General features: G+C 59.1%; 20 protein-coding genes. 17 read left to right on the forward strand and 3 right to left on the reverse strand.

What is annotated here, in order from left to right; all coding sequences use genetic code 11:
• Window positions 1-12: 12 nt before the first annotated feature.
• Window positions 13-273 (reverse strand): DUF1344 domain-containing protein, encoded by a 261-nt coding sequence (locus tag JJB09_RS02125; RefSeq protein WP_201652698.1) that lies wholly within the window; start codon window positions 271-273, stop codon window positions 13-15.
• A 289-nt stretch (window positions 274-562) separates the two neighbouring features.
• On the opposite strand from JJB09_RS02125, the gene aroC reads away from it, so the two are divergent.
• The 3 genes from aroC to JJB09_RS02140 are packed head-to-tail and all read left to right on the forward strand — an operon-like array spanning window position 563 to window position 3,869.
• Window positions 563-1,660 (forward strand): chorismate synthase, encoded by a 1,098-nt coding sequence (gene aroC / locus JJB09_RS02130; protein ID WP_201652329.1) that lies wholly within the window; start codon window positions 563-565, stop codon window positions 1,658-1,660.
• 11 nt (window positions 1,661-1,671) lie between these two features.
• Window positions 1,672-2,781, forward strand: coding sequence for a 3,4-dihydroxy-2-butanone-4-phosphate synthase (gene ribB / locus JJB09_RS02135; RefSeq protein WP_201652332.1), 1,110 nt, complete (start codon window positions 1,672-1,674; stop codon window positions 2,779-2,781).
• Between the two features lie 2 nt (window positions 2,782-2,783).
• On the forward strand, window positions 2,784-3,869 hold the full coding sequence (locus JJB09_RS02140) for a sulfotransferase domain-containing protein (protein ID WP_201652335.1): 1,086 nt from the start codon (window positions 2,784-2,786) through the stop codon (window positions 3,867-3,869).
• Window positions 3,870-3,981: 112 nt separating this feature from the next.
• On the opposite strand, the gene tldD is transcribed toward JJB09_RS02140, so the two are convergent.
• Window positions 3,982-5,397 (reverse strand): metalloprotease TldD, encoded by a 1,416-nt coding sequence (gene tldD, locus JJB09_RS02145; protein WP_201652338.1) that lies wholly within the window; start codon window positions 5,395-5,397, stop codon window positions 3,982-3,984.
• Window positions 5,398-5,533: 136 nt separating this feature from the next.
• Here tldD and JJB09_RS02150 point away from each other — a divergent pair, with 136 nt between their 5' ends.
• Window positions 5,534-5,767, forward strand: a complete 234-nt coding sequence (locus tag JJB09_RS02150) for an AbrB/MazE/SpoVT family DNA-binding domain-containing protein (protein ID WP_201652341.1) — start codon at window positions 5,534-5,536, stop codon at window positions 5,765-5,767.
• Window positions 5,764-6,174, forward strand: a complete 411-nt coding sequence (locus tag JJB09_RS02155; protein ID WP_201652344.1) for a PIN domain-containing protein — start codon at window positions 5,764-5,766, stop codon at window positions 6,172-6,174. The genes JJB09_RS02150 and JJB09_RS02155 overlap by 4 nt, the downstream gene beginning before the upstream one ends.
• A 9-nt stretch (window positions 6,175-6,183) precedes the next feature.
• Here JJB09_RS02155 and JJB09_RS02160 read toward each other — a convergent pair whose 3' ends face one another.
• Window positions 6,184-6,654, reverse strand: a complete 471-nt coding sequence (locus tag JJB09_RS02160) for an invasion associated locus B family protein (protein WP_246748551.1) — start codon at window positions 6,652-6,654, stop codon at window positions 6,184-6,186.
• Between the two features lie 377 nt (window positions 6,655-7,031).
• On the opposite strand from JJB09_RS02160, the gene coxB reads away from it, so the two are divergent.
• The 12 genes from coxB to rnhA all read left to right on the forward strand — a co-directional run bounded on the left by coxB (window position 7,032) and on the right by rnhA (window position 16,475).
• On the forward strand, window positions 7,032-7,916 hold the full coding sequence (coxB, locus tag JJB09_RS02165) for a cytochrome c oxidase subunit II (protein ID WP_201652350.1): 885 nt from the start codon (window positions 7,032-7,034) through the stop codon (window positions 7,914-7,916).
• A 26-nt stretch (window positions 7,917-7,942) separates the two neighbouring features.
• On the forward strand, window positions 7,943-9,628 hold the full coding sequence (ctaD, locus tag JJB09_RS02170) for a cytochrome c oxidase subunit I (RefSeq protein ID WP_201652353.1): 1,686 nt from the start codon (window positions 7,943-7,945) through the stop codon (window positions 9,626-9,628).
• A gap of 72 nt (window positions 9,629-9,700) precedes the next feature.
• Window positions 9,701-10,657 carry a heme o synthase gene (locus JJB09_RS02175; RefSeq protein WP_201652701.1) on the forward strand — a complete coding sequence of 319 codons (957 nt, stop codon included), beginning with the start codon at window positions 9,701-9,703 and terminating at the stop codon, window positions 10,655-10,657.
• 2 nt (window positions 10,658-10,659) lie between these two features.
• Window positions 10,660-10,800: a hypothetical protein gene (locus JJB09_RS02180; RefSeq protein WP_201652356.1), complete on the forward strand. Its 141-nt coding sequence runs from the start codon at window positions 10,660-10,662 to the stop codon at window positions 10,798-10,800.
• Window positions 10,801-10,802: 2 nt separating this feature from the next.
• Window positions 10,803-11,423: a cytochrome c oxidase assembly protein gene (locus JJB09_RS02185; protein ID WP_201652359.1), complete on the forward strand. Its 621-nt coding sequence runs from the start codon at window positions 10,803-10,805 to the stop codon at window positions 11,421-11,423.
• Window positions 11,424-11,478: 55 nt separating this feature from the next.
• Window positions 11,479-12,360, forward strand: coding sequence for a cytochrome c oxidase subunit 3 (locus tag JJB09_RS02190; protein ID WP_201652362.1), 882 nt, complete (start codon window positions 11,479-11,481; stop codon window positions 12,358-12,360).
• Between the two features lie 84 nt (window positions 12,361-12,444).
• Entirely contained in the window at window positions 12,445-12,726 is a 282-nt protein-coding gene (locus JJB09_RS02195) for a GNAT family N-acetyltransferase (protein ID WP_201652365.1), read from the forward strand.
• A gap of 35 nt (window positions 12,727-12,761) precedes the next feature.
• Window positions 12,762-13,145, forward strand: a complete 384-nt coding sequence (locus JJB09_RS02200) for a DUF983 domain-containing protein (protein WP_201652366.1) — start codon at window positions 12,762-12,764, stop codon at window positions 13,143-13,145.
• Window positions 13,114-13,872, forward strand: a complete 759-nt coding sequence (locus JJB09_RS02205) for an SURF1 family protein (protein WP_201652371.1) — start codon at window positions 13,114-13,116, stop codon at window positions 13,870-13,872. Before JJB09_RS02200 ends, JJB09_RS02205 begins: the two co-directional genes overlap by 32 nt.
• Before the next feature lie 190 nt (window positions 13,873-14,062).
• Window positions 14,063-15,055 carry a 4-hydroxy-3-methylbut-2-enyl diphosphate reductase gene (gene ispH / locus JJB09_RS02210; RefSeq protein ID WP_246748530.1) on the forward strand — a complete coding sequence of 331 codons (993 nt, stop codon included), beginning with the start codon at window positions 14,063-14,065 and terminating at the stop codon, window positions 15,053-15,055.
• A gap of 5 nt (window positions 15,056-15,060) precedes the next feature.
• Complete coding sequence (locus tag JJB09_RS02215; protein ID WP_201652377.1) at window positions 15,061-16,038, forward strand: homoserine kinase; 978 nt, start codon at window positions 15,061-15,063, stop codon at window positions 16,036-16,038.
• On the forward strand, window positions 16,035-16,475 hold the full coding sequence (gene rnhA / locus JJB09_RS02220; RefSeq protein WP_201652380.1) for a ribonuclease HI: 441 nt from the start codon (window positions 16,035-16,037) through the stop codon (window positions 16,473-16,475). The genes JJB09_RS02215 and rnhA overlap by 4 nt, the downstream gene beginning before the upstream one ends.
• Window positions 16,476-16,484: the final 9 nt, after the last annotated feature.

Raw genomic sequence — 16,484 nt, forward strand, 5'->3', positions numbered from 1 at the left:
CAAGTTGAATGGCTACTCGACAATTTGCAGGTCGTTGATGACGCGCTTTCCGTCGGTTTCCGTGTAGAACACCACTACCTTGACGCCCTTCTTCAGCCCGTCGAAGTTGAACTCTTCCGGTGCCTGATACTTCTTGCCGTCATTCAGGACCAATGTCAGGTGGTCTTCATCAACGCCTTCGATAACCGCTTCGACGTCGGCGCTTTCCGCGAAACTGTTGACCGGCAGCAGGAAACTTGCGGCTCCCAGTAGGATGGCGAAGAGAATACGCATCATCGTTCCCTTTGTATGGTTATTTGCAACGCGTTGTCTGCTCATCTCTTCCCCCTGAATATGGCAAAATTTTTCCCGGAAAACGGCATTTTTCGCGCAAAGTGTTAGCAGGATTATATGGTTGTTCAATATCTGGCAGCAGTGCCGCATCTTTCTCAACACAGTGTTTTTTGATTTCATACGCTACCGATGCTGAAATCGCTTCAAATTCGCGTCGACAGGCACTATGAGTTCCGCCGAAGTAAAGGAAGGGGCGGCATTGCTCGCCCCGATCTCGCGGGTAGGGTCAATGTCGCATAACACGTTCGGTCAGCTTTTCCGCGTCACTACCTGGGGCGAGAGCCATGGTCCTGCACTCGGCTGCGTCGTCGATGGCTGCCCGCCCGGCATCAGGTTCACGCTCGCCGAAATCCAGCACTGGATGGACCTGCGCAAGCCCGGCCAGTCGAGCTTTGTGACCCAGCGCCGCGAGGACGATATCGTCAAGGTCCTGTCCGGGGTCATGGCGGATGCCGATGGCGAGACGCTAGTTACCACCGGCACGCCGATCTCCATGTTGATCGAAAACACCGATCAGCGCTCGAAGGACTACGGCGAAATCGCCCGCCAGTATCGGCCGGGTCATGCCGACTACACCTACGACGTCAAATACGGCATCCGTGACTATCGCGGTGGCGGGCGGTCATCCGCCCGTGAAACGGCGGCTCGCGTCGCCGCTGGCAGTCTAGCACGCAAGGTCGTGCCGGGCGTCGTGGTGCGCGGCGCGCTGGTGCAGATCGGCATCCACAAGATCAACCGCGACAACTGGGACTGGAGCGAGGTCGGCAACAATCCGTTCTTTGCGCCGGACCCTGAGATCGTCCCGGTCTGGGAAGAGTATCTTTCCGACATCCGCAAGAAAGGCTCGTCCATCGGTGCGGTCATCGAGATCGTCGCAGAAAACGTACCTGCGGGCATCGGTGCGCCTATTTATGCCAAGCTCGATCAAGATATCGCGTCGAACCTGATGTCGATTAATGCCGTCAAGGGCGTGGAGATTGGCAACGGATTTGGCGCAGCTGAAATCACCGGCGAGGAGAACGCCGACGAAATGCGGATAGGCAATGACGGAAAGCCGTATTTCCTCTCCAACCATGCGGGCGGCATTCTCGGCGGTATTGCCACGGGTCAGCCCGTCGTCGCCCGTTTTGCGGTCAAGCCAACCTCGTCGATCCTGACAGAGCGGCGCTCGATCGATGCGGATGGCAAGGAAGTTGAGCTGCGCACCAAGGGTCGGCACGACCCCTGCGTCGGAATCCGGGCGGTTCCGGTCGGCGAGGCGATGGTGGCCTGCACGATCGCCGATCACTATCTGAGGGACCGCGGCCAGACCGGCCGACTGAAATAAGGAACACTAGCATGGCATATGATCAGAAGCGCGTCGTCGACGCCATCCGCGCCTTCGAGCGCGGCGAAATCATTGTGGTTACCGATGACGATGACCGCGAGAACGAAGGCGACCTGATCGTTGCTGCTGTCCATTGCACGTCGGAAAAGATGGCGTTCATTGTTCGCTACACCTCGGGCATCGTCTGCACGCCGATGCCGAAGGAGGAAGCCAAGCGGCTGAACCTCAATGCGATGGTTGCCGAAAACGATTCCGCCCACACCACGGCCTTCACGGTTTCGGTCGATTTCAAGCATGGCACGACGACTGGCATCTCCGCCGACGATCGCACGCTGACGGTTCGCAATCTTGCCAACCCCAATGCCAGCGCATTCGACTTCGTGCGGCCGGGCCATATTTTCCCGCTCGTTTCCCGTGAGGGCGGTGTGCTGATGCGCTCGGGCCACACGGAAGCCGCGGTCGATCTCTGCCGTCTGGCAAGCCTGCCGCCGATCGGGGTCATTTCCGAGCTTGTCAACGATGATGGCACCGTCAAGCGGGGTCCGGATGTTGCCGCTTTTGCGGAGGAGCACGGGCTCAAGCAGGTATCCGTCGCCGATCTCATCGCCTACCGCCAGCGCAAGGAAACGCTGGTCAATCGCGTTGCCAGCTTCCAGATCGAAACGGAGCACGGCCTCGCCAAGGCACATACTTATTCGCTGCCGTGGGACCCGATGCAGCATCTCGCTGTTGTCTATGGCGATATTCGCGACGGTGAGGATGTGCTGGTCCGCCTGCATATGGAAAACGTCGCCGACGACGTGTTCAGCAAGGGGCGCGCCGTCGAAAAATACATGAAGCGCATCGGCGAAGAGCGCCGTGGCGTCATCATCTATCTCCGCGAAGGGTCCGTCGGCGTCGGCGCATCGGAACACAACAGAAAGCTGGGCCACGGTCGCGACGGCAATGAAGACCATGCGCAGGCGCGCGAGCGCGAAAGCGAGTGGCTGGAAATCGGCCTCGGCGCGCAGATCCTGAAGGACCTCGGTATCTCCTCGATCCGGATCCTGTCATCGCGCGAGCGCCATTATGTCGGCCTGGAAGGATTCGGCCTGCAGATCGTCGCGACGGAGATCATCTAAGCATGTTCGTGCTGCATGTCGGGCCACATAAGACTGCCACGACCTGGCTGCAGCAGAACTTCCATCATAATATCAAGGCGCTCGAGAAAGCCGGCTGGCTCTATCCCCAGACCGGCGAGCGGGTGCGCGTCGCGCACCACGACCTCTCCGACGATCCTGACGAAACCCTGGACGGCAAGAGCCGCAGGTTCCGCGAACTGCAGGCGATTGCCCGCAAGGCGAATGACAGGGGGCTGAATATCCTTCTGTCTTCTGAGGGGTTCAGGAACTGGAAGCCGGAACATCTGTTGCGGCTGAAGGAGATCATGGCGCCACACGAGATGCGGATCGTATATTGCGTGCGCGATCCGGTCTCGACCTTCTATTCCTTCTGGGCCCAACAGGTGAAGACCGGATCGAAGTTGTCGTTTCCGGAGTTTTGCCAGAAGCAGTTTCGCAAGCCGATCCGGTCGCGGCTGCTCAATCCGCTGGTCGAGATCGATGCGCTTGCGGAACTTGAGGATGTCGACCTGACGCTTCTCCTCTATGACGAGATACGGCGCCGCAACGACGATATTTTCGATGTCTTCGTCCAGTCCATACTCGGCATCGGGCCGCTGCCGCATGTCGACGCGGAAACGGCAAACGAGCGGCAGCCGTTGGAAATGACGGAATTCATGCGCCTCATTCTGCTGCGCGTGGGGTCATGGAGGGACGAGGCGGATACCAATATCGGCCGGGTCTTTCACCACATGCTTGGCGAGCGCACGCGCGAACAGATTGTCTCGTCGGTGGGCGCCGTGAGCGAAGCGCGTCAGAACATGACCATCGATCGCGAGCAGCCGGTTTTCCGGCGTGCGGAGCGCCAGTTGCTGGCGCGATACAAAGCCAGCATGATCCCGTCGCCGGCCAAGCGCCTGTTTCTCGAAGGGGCGCAGGAATGCGCCTTCTACGATGCCGAAAAACTCCAGGCGGACCCGACAGTCCGACAGCTGCTGGACGACGTCGTCAGAAAAGTCCGGCCGGGCGGCCTGAGAATGTGGGTCATGGGCTGGTCGCGCTTCTGGCTGATGCTGTGGCGCAGGATCGTCAAGGCAGTTCGGTTGTAGGATATTGAGTGGCTAGTTAGCAAAGCGGCATGGCGAATTACCCCTTCTCCCCATCGGGGAGAAGGTGGCCGAAGGCCGGATGAGGGGGTGTGCTGTCCTAAGGTCGAAAGTGCTAGGCCTTCGTGCCGCCCACGGTGATATCGTTCATTCTCAGATGCGGCTGGCCGACGCCCACCGGAACCCACTGGCCGGCCTTGCCGCAATTGCCAAGTCCGGTGTCGACCTTGGAATCGTTGCCGACCATCGTGATGCGCCGCATGGCTTCCGGGCCGTTGCCGATCAGCATCGCGCCCTTGACCGGCGTCGTCACCTTGCCGTCCTCGATCATGTAGGCCTCGGTGCAGCCGAACACGAATTTGCCCGAGGTAATGTCGACCTGGCCGCCGCCGAAGGACACGGCATAGAGGCCGCGCTTCACCGACGAAATGATTTCTTCCGGCGTCTTGTCGCCCGAGAGCATATAAGTGTTGGTCATGCGGGGCATCGGCGCATGTTCGTAGGATTCGCGCCTGCCGTTGCCGGTCGCCTTCATGCCCATCAGCCGGGCGTTCTGGCGGTCCTGCATGTAGCCGACCAGCCTGCCGTCCTCGATCAGCACATTGTAACCCGCAGGCGTTCCCTCGTCGTCGATGGTGACGGAGCCGCGCGCGCCGTCGATCGTGCCGTCATCGACGACGGTCACGCCCTTGGCGGCGACCATCTCGCCCATCAGGCCGGCAAAAGCCGAGGTCTTCTTTCTGTTGAAATCGCCTTCCAGCCCGTGGCCGACGGCTTCATGCAGCATGACGCCGGGCCAGCCGGAGCCGAGCACGACGTCCATTGATCCGGCCGGTGCCTCGACGGCGCTCAGGTTGACGAGTGCCTGCCGCAGCGCCTGGTCGGCGCCGTGCTGCCAGCTTTCGGTCGTCAGGAATTCGCCGAACGGCCGCCGGCCGCCGAACCCGAACGAACCCGATTCTTGACGGCCGCCTTCCGCGGCGATGACGGAAATATTCAGCCTGGTCATCGGCCGGATGTCGCGAAAGCGCGAACCGTCGGCGCGAAGGATCTCCACCACTTTCCACGAGGCGCTGATCGAGGCGCTGACCTGATGCACCTTCTCGTCCTTGTCGCGGAGATAGGAATTGATATCAGCCAGAAGTGCGGCTTTCTCCTCGAAGCTCGGTGAGCCGATCGGGTTCTCTTCGCCGTATCGCTTGGCATTGGTGCGTTGGGGTGCTGCCGCATAGGTGCCGGAGTGGCCGCGCGTCACCGCGCTCACCGCGTCCGCCGCACGCTTCAGGGCAGCCTCTGAGAGCTCGCCCGAATGGGCATAGCCAACGGCTTCTCCCGCCACGGCCCTGAGGCCAAAACCCTGATCGGTGTTGAAGCTGCCGCCCTTCAGTCTTCCGTTGTCGAAACTCAGCGATTCGGCTTCGCCGTATTCGACATAGAGTTCGCCATCATCCGCACCCGCGAGGCTGGTCTCCAGAAAGGATTGCAACGAGGATTCGGAAATGTCGAAATCGGCGAGAAGATCGGTTTTCATGGACGGCGCTTTCAAAGGCAGGTTTTGTGCATTAAGATTTAGGCACTTAAGCCATGCCACGCAAGGGCGCGGCGGGGATTGAAATCGTGCAGGCAAAGTAATACCTTGCTAGCGGTAGTCCTTACTGGAGCTCTCGATGGCGACCACGGTGACGGCAAAAGGTCAGGTAACAATACCAAAATCCGTTCGCGATATGCTCGGCATCACGCCCGGCAGCAAGGTTGATTTTCAACGTGCTGCTGACGGCAGTATCGTGCTTGTGACAGCAAATCACGGCGAAAAAGCGAGCCGATTCGCCCGGTTTCGCGGCCATGCCGGCAAAGGCATGAGCACCGATGCAATTCTGGCGCTGACACGTGGTGAAGAGTGATTTTGGTTGACACCAACGTCCTGCTCGACCTCGTGACGAATGATCCTGTTTGGGCTGAATGGTCAGTTGGCCAGCTTGATGCTGCCAGCCTGCTAGGGCCTTTGCTTATCAATGACGTCATATATGCAGAACTGGCGGTCCGCTATGAACGCATTGAAGCGCTCGACGAATTCCTCCAGGCCGCAGGCCTTGTGACGGCCCCTTTCCCTAAGGAAGCCCTTTTCCTTGCAGCCAAGGTATTCACGCGTTATCGCCACTCCGGCGGAACCAGGAACGGCGTGCTTCCCGATTTCTTCATTGGAGCGCAAGCAGCCGTCATGCAAATGCCGGTTCTTACGCGGGATATCGGCCGATACAGGACCTACTTTCCAACTGTAGCGCTGGTGACGCCGGATAGTGAGAAGTAGTCGCGTCCATCAAGGCAGGGCGTCGTAGCCCTCGCCGAAACCGGCCAGATCGACCGGAATGCCGATGCCTTCCTCGGGCGACTGGAAGACGATGAAGGTCGCCTGCTTGCCGGCGCGCAGGGCCTTGAGCAGCGTATCCTCAAGCACGACCTCCGCATAGCAGCCATCCGAGAAGCAGCGAACGAAATAGGCGCGGCCGATATCCTTGCCATCTATATTGAGGCCGAGTCCGTTCGGCAGCAGCACGCCAAGTGGTGCCAGCACGCGCAGGATCCGGGCCTTGCGGTCGGCTGTCTTGAGGATGACAACGGAAAGGCCGACTTCGGGACGATCGTCGGCGATGACGTTCTGCATCAGCGCGCACTGCTCTTCGGCTGCACCCGCCGGTTTGTCGCAGACGATGGACCAGGAGCCGTGATTGGACTTGACCACGCCGGGCTGCTGGGGCTGTTGGGCCTGCGCAAATGCTGCGAGCGGCATGAGAAGCGCGGCCGCGAAAGCTGCAAAGCGCATGGGGACGCGGAAATCCATAAAAACCTCTGGTTCGAATCAAGAGCGCCGTCCGGCAGAGCCGTCTGTCTAGAGCAAACGGCAGCGCCGGTAAACGCGGTGAGCGGATTTCAACCCGGGGACTGCGGCAAAAGCGCGGCAAGCCGTTGCAGTCCTTGAAGAAAATTGCCCGGATGCTAAAATGAGTGGAAATTGCCCCTCGGTCGTCGATTGTTGCGCAAAAATGCCGCATGAAACCCTGCCCCCGCCTGTTGCGGCAGGCGGGAAACTATGATTTTAAGAGAATTCCATAGCAGGGATTCTGCATGTCCGTTTGATGGTGATCAAACATCTGGGGAGATTCATTCGTGAAGAACAAAGCTCTTGCAGCGCTGGCCACGGTTTCGTGTCTTGTGACTGCTTCAGGCGCTTATGCCGATAAGCCGGTCGATTGGCAGATCGACCTGCAACAAGCCGCTACTCCGATCATGGAGGAAGTGCGGTGGTTTAACCATTATACTCTATGGTTCATCGTCCCCATCACCCTGCTAGTTCTGGCTCTGCTTCTGGTCGTCGTGATCAAGTTTCGCGCGAGCGCCAACCCGGTGCCGTCCAAGACCAGCCACAATACAGCAATCGAAGTTGTCTGGACTGTGGCGCCGGTCGTCATTCTGCTTTTCTTTTCGATTCCCTCCTTCCAGCTTCTGACTGCGCAGTTGACGCAGCCGGAAAATCCGGATCTGACCATCAAGGTCACCGCCACCCAGTGGAAGTGGACCTATGAGTATCCGGACGCCAATGGCTTCTCGTTCGATTCGCTGATTCTCGAAGACAAGGATCGCGCGGCTCTCGGCAAGGAAGACAAGAACGTCTATCCGCGTCTGCTGGCTGTCGACAACGAACTCGTCGTTCCGGTCAACAAGGAAGTCCGCGTCATCGTCACGGCCGAGCCGTCCGACGTGATCCATGCTTTCGCCATGCAGTCGTTCGGGGTCAAGATCGACGCCGTGCCCGGCCGTATGAACGAAACGCACTTCAAGGCCGAGAAGGAAGGTATCTTCTACGGGCAGTGTTCGGAATTGTGCGGCAAGGACCATGCGTACATGCCGATCGCCATTCGTGTCGTATCGGAAGAAAAGTACAAGGCATGGCTCGCTGCTGCGGCCACAGACCTCCCATCCGCCTATAAGGCTCTCTTGGCGTCCGCCGATGGTCCGAAGACCGTTGATGTCGCCGAGAACGGCGCCAACTGAAATTCATTTCGAGGAAAGTGACCACAATGGCTGGACATTCCGCAAACGACACACATGCCGGTCATGACCATGACCACGCGCATGACGACCACGCCCACAAGCCTGGCTTCGTCTCGCGCTGGCTGTTTTCCACCAATCATAAAGATATCGGTACTCTCTATCTGATCTTCGCGATTTTCGCTGGCGTTGTCGGCGGTTTCCTGTCGGTCATGATGCGCATCGAGCTGCAGGAGCCGGGGATTCAGATCTTCCACGGCCTCGCGCAGATGGTTTACGGCGTTGATGCAAACAATGCCGTCGATGCCGGCAAGCAGATGTTCAATATGTTCACCACGGCGCATGCGCTGATCATGATCTTCTTCATGGTCATGCCGGCGCTGATCGGCGGCTTTGCCAACTGGATGATCCCGATCATGATCGGTGCGCCTGACATGGCGTTCCCGCGCATGAACAACATCTCGTTCTGGCTTGTGCCTCCGGCATTCCTGCTGCTGGTCCTTTCGATGTTTGCCGAAGGTTCGGCCGGCTCGCACGGCGTCGGCGGTGGCTGGACGCTCTATCCGCCGTTCTCCACGTCGGGTTCGCCTGGCCCGGCAGTCGACCTTGCGATCTTCGCGATCCACGTCGCCGGTGCCTCATCGATCCTCGGTGCGATCAACTTCATCACCACGATCCTCAACATGCGCGCTCCTGGGATGACCATCCACAAGATGCCGCTGTTTGCCTGGTCCGTGCTGATCACCGCCTTCCTGCTGCTGTTGTCGCTGCCGGTTCTGGCTGGTGGCATCACCATGCTGCTGACCGACCGCAACTTCGGCACCACCTTCTTCAATCCTGAAGGCGGCGGCGACCCGATCCTGTTCCAGCACCTGTTCTGGTTCTTCGGTCACCCAGAAGTCTACATCCTGATCCTGCCAGGCTTCGGCATCATCAGCCACATCGTCTCGACCTTCTCCAAGAAGCCTGTCTTCGGCTATCTCGGCATGGCCTATGCAATGGCGGCAATCGGCGCAGTCGGCTTCATCGTCTGGGCGCACCACATGTACACGGTCGGCCTGTCGCTTCAGGCGCAGCGCTACTTCGTGTTCGCCACCATGGTCATCGCGGTTCCGACCGGCGTGAAGATCTTCTCCTGGATTGCAACGATGTGGGGCGGCTCGATCGAGTTCCGTACTCCGATGCTCTGGGCGATCGGCTTCATCTTCCTGTTCACGGTCGGTGGCGTCACCGGTGTGCAGCTCGCCAATGCCGGTCTCGACCGCGTCATCCACGACACCTACTATGTGGTTGCTCACTTCCACTACGTTCTGTCGCTGGGTGCGGTGTTCGCGATCTTCGCCGCCTGGTACTACTGGTTCCCGAAGATGTTCGGCTACATGTACAGCGAATTCCTCGGCAAGCTGCATTTCTGGGTCATGTTCATCGGCGTGAACCTGGTGTTCTTCCCGCAGCATTTCCTCGGTCTCGCCGGCATGCCGCGCCGTTACATCGACTATCCGGATGCCTATGCTGGCTGGAACTACGTGTCGTCCATCGGCTCGTACATCTCGGTCGTTGGCGTCGCGATCTTCTTCGTCTGCATCATCGAGGCATTCATGAAGAAGCGTGTTGCTGGCAACAATCCGTGGGGTGTGGGCGCCGATACGCTGGAATGGCAGCTGTCTTCGCCGCCGCCGTACCACCAGTGGGAACAGCTTCCGCGCATCAAGTAACAAGCGCGCGATCGAAACGGGGAGTCGCCGGTGGCGGCTCCCATGTGATAAGAATTGAAAGTGACTGAGCAAATGGCGGTGATCGAAGGGGAAAACCCAGTGGCCGGTACGGAGCACCTGAGAATCTCGGAGGCGACGTTCAAGGACTATTTCGCGCTACTCAAGCCGCGCGTCATGTCGCTCGTTATATTTACCGCCGTGGCCGGTATGGTCGTGGCTCCGGGACATATCAATCCGGTTATCGGATTCATTGCGATTCTGGCGATTGCCGTGGGGGCAGGGGCCTCGGGTGCGCTCAACATGTGGTACGACGCCGATATCGACGCCATCATGAGCCGCACCGCAAACAGACCGATTCCTGCCGGACGCATTCAGCCGGGCGAGGCGCTTGCCTTTGGCATCACGCTCTCCGGTTTTTCGGTGGTCGTGCTCGGCCTCGCCGTCAATGTGCTGGCGGCCAGCCTGCTCGCCTTCACCATTTTTTTCTATGCCGTCATCTACACGATGTGGCTCAAGCGTTGGACGCCGCAGAACATCGTCATTGGCGGAGCTGCCGGGGCATTTCCCCCGATGATCGGCTGGGCCGCCGTTACCGGCGATGTGACGGTTGAAAGCGTAATCCTGTTCATGATCATCTTCCTTTGGACGCCGGCGCATTTCTGGGCACTGGCGCTGTTCAAGATGCGTGATTACGGCGCGGTCGGCGTTCCGATGCTTCCCAACGTTGCCGGCGAGAAAGTGACCAAGGACCAGATCCTGGTCTACGCGGTACTGACGGCGTTTTGTGGCGCGGCGCCTGCCTTGATGGGCTTTGCATCGCCGGTCTATGGCATTGTCTCGGGCCTGCTCGGTGTCGGATTCGTTTGGTATTCGGTGCTCTGTCGACGCATGCCGGATGGCGATGCCGCCATGAAACCGGCAAAGAAGCTTTTCGCATATTCGATCGTCTACCTCTTTGCGATTTTCTCGAGCCTGATGATCGATCATTTTGCGTCCGGCCTATGGTCCGGCCTTGTGGGTGGAGCATAAGAATGGACAAGATCCAACTGACCGAACTGCAGCGAAAGTCCCGCCGCAACCGCAACATCGCGCTTGGCGTGACGCTGGCGTTGCTCGTGGTGATCTTCTACGCGATCACCATCATCAAGATGGTTCCAGCTGCAGGCAATTGAAAATGGACGATACACCTGTCATCGAGCCGCAAGCGGCTCCGGCCTCTCAGCGCCGTAACTATACGGTCATGGCTTCCTGTGGCGTTTTCGTCGCCTGCATGGTTGGCATGAGCTTTGCTGCCGTTCCGCTTTATGACCTCTATTGCAAGGTTACGGGCTATAACGGCACGACGCAGAAAGTGGAGCAAGCCTCCGAGGTCATCCTTGATCAAAAGATTCGCGTGGAACTTGATTCCAACGTGTCGTCGGATCTGAACTGGGATTTCCGTCCGGTTGACCGCGTCACCGAACTTCGGATCGGCGAGACTGCGAAGGTCAATTTCCGCGTTACCAACAATTCCACCCGCGAAAAGACGGGGCGGTCCGTTTTCAACGTGACGCCGATGGTCGCGGGAGCCTACTTCAACAAGCTCGAATGCTTCTGCTTCACCGACGTGACGCTGAAGCCGGGCGAGACACGCGATATGCCCGTGGTATTCTTCGTGGATCCTGACATCGTCAACTATCCAGAAACGAAGGACCTCAAGGTATTGACGCTCTCTTATACGTTCTACGGCAGCGACAAGGCCAAGCCGGTCGCTGAAGTGAAGGATGAGAGCGAAGGCGCGCCGAAAAAACTGTAATTGAGCTGTTGCCGTAGAGGACGGACAGCGAGAGGGAATGGAGCCGGGGAAAAACATGGCATCTGCACACGAAAAACATCATGACTATCACATCATCGATCCGAGCCCCTGGCCGATCCTGAGCTCCATCGGCGCTTTCGTGCTGATGTTCGGGGCGGTCTGCATGATGCGCTGGCTTCATGATTCGCCGTTCCACCTGTTCGGCTTCGACTTTGCCCATGCCAAGTATTGGGTTTTCGTCGTTGGTCTGGTGATCACGCTTTACTCGATGTACGCCTGGTGGGCGGACACGATCAAGGAAGCGCATCAGGGCCACCATACGAAGGTGGTGTCGATCCACCTGCGCTACGGCATGATCATGTTCATCGCTTCGGAAGTGATGTTCTTCGTTGCCTGGTTCTGGGCATTCTTCGATGCGAGCCTGTTTCCGGGCGAAGCCATCCAGGCCTCGCGCGCCGCCTTCACTGGTGGCCAGTGGCCGCCGAAGGGTCTTGAGGTTCTCGATCCCTGGCATCTGCCGCTCTACAACACGGTCATCCTTCTGCTTTCCGGCACGACCGTGACCTGGGCGCACCACGCGCTGCTGCATAATGACCGCAAGGGCGTGATCTATGGTCTGACGCTGACGGTCGCGCTTGGCGTGCTGTTCTCCACCGTGCAGGTCTATGAATACATTCATGCGCCGTTCGGCTTCTCTGACTCGATCTATGGCGCGACCTTCTACATGGCCACGGGCTTCCACGGCTTCCACGTCTTCATCGGCACGGTCTTCCTGCTCGTTTGCCTGTTCCGCGCGGCCGCTGGTCACTTCACGCCGCAACAGCATTTCGGCTTCGAAGCTGCTGCATGGTACTGGCACTTCGTCGACGTCGTCTGGCTCTTCCTGTTCTTCGCCATCTATGTGTGGGGCGGATGGGGCGCGCCGCTCCATGGCTGATCGGCCACGAATCTGATACAATGCGGGCACCCGGAGTACCGGGTGCCCGTTTCTGTTTTCTGCTTGTGTCGAAAGGATGGGCTAATGGATATCCGCGATGAAGATGGCGCCAAGGGCGGTCGGTACGTGACTGGTGAGCCGGGCCAGGAGGCAATCATGACCTTCTCACGCGCCTCTGCAAAGCTGATCATCATCGACCATACGGAAGTCCCGGATATCTATCGGGGACAGGGTGTCGGGGCGAAGCTTGCGCTTCATGCCGTCGAAGCGGCCCGCGCTGGCGGATGGAAGATCATCCCGCTTTGCCCATTCTTCAAGGCTCAAGTAGAGCGCCATTCCGAGTGGCAGGACATCATTTCGCGTTGAGACTGTAAAGGGCCTGTTCAGGCAGGAATATCCCCATGAATGAAGACAAGGCCCTTTATCCTCCTATGGACCCGATCAGGGCGGGACTGACCTGCGCGTGCCCGCGCTGCGGGCAGGGACGTCTGTTCGACGGATTGTTGAAGGTGAGGCCAGCCTGCAGTAATTGCGGTCTCGATTATTCCTTCGCCGATTCCGGTGATGGTCCTGCAGTCTTTGTTATCATGATCATTGGTTTCGTGGTCGTCGGGCTGGCGCTTTGGACCGAGGTGAACCTCAACCCGCCGCTCTGGCTGCATTTCATCGTCTGGATACCGCTTGCAGTCGGCCTTTCGCTGTGGCTGCTCAGGGTGATGAAGGCCTGGCTGATTGCCATGCAGTTCCGTAACAATGCTCGACAAGGCGAAATCGACCGTGGTTGAAACTGTCCGCCCATCGTCCGGGAAGCGAATTGCAACATTTGTCGCGCTTGCCGTCGCTTTTATCATTCTGTTGTCGCTCGGTACCTGGCAGATCGAGCGGATGCATTGGAAAGAAACGCTTCTTGCCGATATCGAGGCGCGCAGGACCGCGCCGCCAATGACGGTCGACCAGGCCATGACCAGGATTGCTGCCAGTGAGCCTGTCGACTACGCCGCTATCTCGGTATCGGGTCGTTTCGACCACGCACATGAGAGCTATTTTCTCGCGACGCATGATGGAGAGCCCGGCTTCTACGTCTATACGCCGATGACCATGGCTGATGGCCGTGTCGTGCTGGTCAATCGCGGGTTCGTTCCGGAGGCGCTGAAGAATCCGTCCTCGCGGCCGCAGGGCCTGGCGGCGGGCGAGGCCGAGGTTACTGGCCTTGCACGAGCCAAGCTCGAAAAGAAGCCGTCTTTCGTCGTGCCGGAAAACGATCCAGGCAAGAACCTGTATTTCTGGAAGGACATGGACGCGATGGCCCTGTCGGCAGGCATCGATCAACAGAAGCTGCTTCCGTTCTTCATTGATGCCAATGATGCGCCCAATCCTGGCGGCTTCCCGATCGGTGGCGTTACCCAGATCGATTTCCCCAACAGCCATCTCAGCTATGCGCTCACATGGTATGGGCTTGCCGCTGTGCTTGCGATCGTGGCCGGGCTAGCGTGGCGCAGAAGGGCGCGGTGAGGCCTATATTCTTCCCGCGCAGTCTGGAGTGTTCACTGTGTCGCGGCCGATCCCGCTCATTCAGGGCTTGCCCGCTATTGTCGCTCTGGGTATTACCGTGGCGTTCGCCAATCCCCATTTGATGGGAACGGATTGTTGCGCCAGCCGATACTCGGCGCCGACGACAACGCAATAAGGTATGTTACAGCAGATGAAGCCTCCGCTTTCCATTCGCCTCTGCGCGCCGCGCGGCTTTTGTGCCGGTGTCGACCGTGCGATCCAGATCGTCGTTCTGGCGCTCAAGGCCTATGGCGCGCCGGTCTATGTCCGCCACGAGATCGTCCACAACCGCTTCGTTGTCGAAGGGCTTGAGGCAAAGGGTGCCGTGTTTGTTGAGGAGCTCGACGAGATCCCGGACGAGCATCGTGCGCAGCCGGTGGTGTTTTCCGCCCATGGCGTGCCGAAATCGGTTCCGGCCGATGCGATTGCCCGCAATCTGTTTTATCTCGATGCCACTTGCCCGCTGGTCTCCAAGGTCCACAAGCAGGCGCTGCGCCACCAGCGACTCGGACGCCATGTGATCCTCATCGGTCATGATGGCCACCCCGAAGTCATCGGCACGATGGGCCAGATGGTCGAAGGCAGCATGTCTCTGGTCGAGACCGTGGAAGATGCGGAGCGCTATCAGCCCGCCGATCCCGACAAGCTCGGCTACGTCACGCAGACGACGCTGTCGGTCGACGACATGAAGGACGTGATCGCCAAACTCAAGGAGCGGTTTCCGAACCTGCACGATGCCGCGGCGGAATCGATCTGCTATGCCACGACCAATCGCCAGGAGGCGGTAAAGTTGGCGTCACCCGGTTGCGATCTTTTCCTGATCGTCGGTTCGCCGAATTCGTCCAATTCCAAGCGACTGGTCGAGGTTGCGCTGAAATCCGGCGCGCGCAATGCCGAACTGGTGCAGCGCGCCTCCGAAATCGATTGGGATGCCTATGGGCCGCTGACGACGGTTGGCCTGTCAGCGGGCGCTTCCGCGCCGGAAGTGGTGGTCAACGAGATCATCGATGCCTTCCGCGAGCGCTACGAAGCGACGGTCGAACTGGCCGAGATGGCCGAGGAAAACGAACATTTCCCCGTCAACCGGGAACTGCGCAAGATCGAACTGACGGCCGCCGACATGGCCTTCGTGAATGGAGAATAGGGTCAGTGGCCGTCTATACCGATATCAATGAAGACGATTTGACCGCCTTCCTGGCTGAATATGATGCAGGCCATCTGATGTCCTACAAGGGCATTGCCGAGGGCGTGGAGAACTCCAATTTCCTGCTCCACACGGACAAGGCGCCCCATATTCTCACCCTCTATGAAAAGCGCGTCGATCCCAACGACTTGCCGTTCTTTCTCGGCCTGATGCAGCACCTTGCCGACAATGGGCTTTCCTGCCCGCTGCCGGTGGCGCGCAAGGATGGCGAAATTCTCGGCCATCTCGCCGGCCGTCCTGCTGCGCTGATTTCCTTTCTCGAAGGCATGTGGCTGAGAAAGCCGGAAGCGCGGCATTGCCGCGATGTCGGTGTTGCGCTCGCACAGATGCATTTGGCGGGCGAGGGGTTTTCGATCACCCGCAAGAACGCTCTCTCCGTCGAGGGCTGGCGGCCGCTATGGGACAAGTCCGAGCCGCGTGCCGACGAAGTCGAAAAGGGGCTCAAGGACGAGATTCGCGCTGAGCTATCCTTCCTCGAACAAAATTGGCCATTGGGGCTGCCGTCCGGCGTCATTCATGCCGATCTGTTCCCGGACAACGTCTTCTTTCTCGATGACCGGCTTTCGGGGCTGATCGACTTCTATTTCGCCTGCAACGACTATTTTGCCTACGATCTTTCTGTCTGCCTGAACGCCTGGTGCTTCGAGAAGGACTGGTGCTACAACATCACCAAGGGGATGGCGCTGATCGAGGGCTATCAGTCGGTGCGGCCGTTGTCGGCTGCCGAGATCGAAGCGCTTCCGGTGTTTTGCCGGGGCTCGGCGCTGCGTTTCTTCCTGACCCGTCTCTACGACTGGATCATGACACCGCCCGGCGCCATGGTCACCAAGAAGGACCCGAAGGAATATCTCCGCAAGCTGCGCTTCCACCAGCATATCAAAAGTGCGGTCGAATACGGGCTCGAAGCGCCGGTGACCGCATGAAGCATGTCGATGTCTTTACCGATGGCGCCTGCTCCGGCAATCCCGGGCCGGGCGGCTGGGGGGCGATTCTTCGCTACGGCGAAACCGAAAAGGAACTCTTCGGCGGCGAGGCCGATACCACCAACAACCGTATGGAACTAATGGCGGCGATCTCTGCGCTGACCGCACTGAAGACGCCCTGCGAGGTCGATCTTTATACCGACAGCAAATACGTCATGGATGGCATCAGCAAGTGGATCTTCGGCTGGAAGCGAAACGGCTGGAGGACGGCCGACAAGAAGCCGGTCAAGAACGGTGAACTCTGGCAGGCGCTGGATGCCGCCAACCAGCGTCATAAGGTGACATGGCACTGGGTGAAGGGCCACGCCGGCCATGATGAGAACGAGCGCGCCGATGAACTGGCCCGCAAGGGCATGGAGCCGTACAAGAAGCGGTGAGACATCGGC

Origin of the sequence: Phytoamicus setariae (assembly GCF_016722925.1) — a bacterium.
GTDB lineage: Bacteria > Pseudomonadota > Alphaproteobacteria > Rhizobiales > Rhizobiaceae > Rhizobium_E > Rhizobium_E setariae.

What these genes read in the sequence shown, in the direction of transcription:
- JJB09_RS02125 (WP_201652698.1), bottom strand. Translation starts at nt 273, where the DNA reads ATGCGTATTCTCTTCGCCATCCTACTGGGAGCCGCAAGTTTCCTGCTG.
- aroC (WP_201652329.1), top strand. Translation starts at nt 563, where the DNA reads ATGTCGCATAACACGTTCGGTCAGCTTTTCCGCGTCACTACCTGGGGC.
- ribB (WP_201652332.1), top strand. Translation starts at nt 1,672, where the DNA reads ATGGCATATGATCAGAAGCGCGTCGTCGACGCCATCCGCGCCTTCGAG.
- JJB09_RS02140 (WP_201652335.1), top strand. Translation starts at nt 2,784, where the DNA reads ATGTTCGTGCTGCATGTCGGGCCACATAAGACTGCCACGACCTGGCTG.
- tldD (WP_201652338.1), bottom strand. Translation starts at nt 5,397, where the DNA reads ATGAAAACCGATCTTCTCGCCGATTTCGACATTTCCGAATCCTCGTTG.
- JJB09_RS02150 (WP_201652341.1), top strand. Translation starts at nt 5,534, where the DNA reads ATGGCGACCACGGTGACGGCAAAAGGTCAGGTAACAATACCAAAATCC.
- JJB09_RS02160 (WP_246748551.1), bottom strand. Translation starts at nt 6,654, where the DNA reads ATGCCGCTCGCAGCATTTGCGCAGGCCCAACAGCCCCAGCAGCCCGGC.
- ctaD (WP_201652353.1), top strand. Translation starts at nt 7,943, where the DNA reads ATGGCTGGACATTCCGCAAACGACACACATGCCGGTCATGACCATGAC.
- JJB09_RS02175 (WP_201652701.1), top strand. Translation starts at nt 9,701, where the DNA reads ATGGCGGTGATCGAAGGGGAAAACCCAGTGGCCGGTACGGAGCACCTG.
- JJB09_RS02180 (WP_201652356.1), top strand. Translation starts at nt 10,660, where the DNA reads ATGGACAAGATCCAACTGACCGAACTGCAGCGAAAGTCCCGCCGCAAC.
- JJB09_RS02185 (WP_201652359.1), top strand. Translation starts at nt 10,803, where the DNA reads ATGGACGATACACCTGTCATCGAGCCGCAAGCGGCTCCGGCCTCTCAG.
- JJB09_RS02190 (WP_201652362.1), top strand. Translation starts at nt 11,479, where the DNA reads ATGGCATCTGCACACGAAAAACATCATGACTATCACATCATCGATCCG.
- JJB09_RS02195 (WP_201652365.1), top strand. Translation starts at nt 12,445, where the DNA reads ATGGATATCCGCGATGAAGATGGCGCCAAGGGCGGTCGGTACGTGACT.
- JJB09_RS02200 (WP_201652366.1), top strand. Translation starts at nt 12,762, where the DNA reads ATGAATGAAGACAAGGCCCTTTATCCTCCTATGGACCCGATCAGGGCG.
- JJB09_RS02205 (WP_201652371.1), top strand. Translation starts at nt 13,114, where the DNA reads ATGCTCGACAAGGCGAAATCGACCGTGGTTGAAACTGTCCGCCCATCG.
- ispH (WP_246748530.1), top strand. Translation starts at nt 14,063, where the DNA reads ATGAAGCCTCCGCTTTCCATTCGCCTCTGCGCGCCGCGCGGCTTTTGT.
- rnhA (WP_201652380.1), top strand. Translation starts at nt 16,035, where the DNA reads ATGAAGCATGTCGATGTCTTTACCGATGGCGCCTGCTCCGGCAATCCC.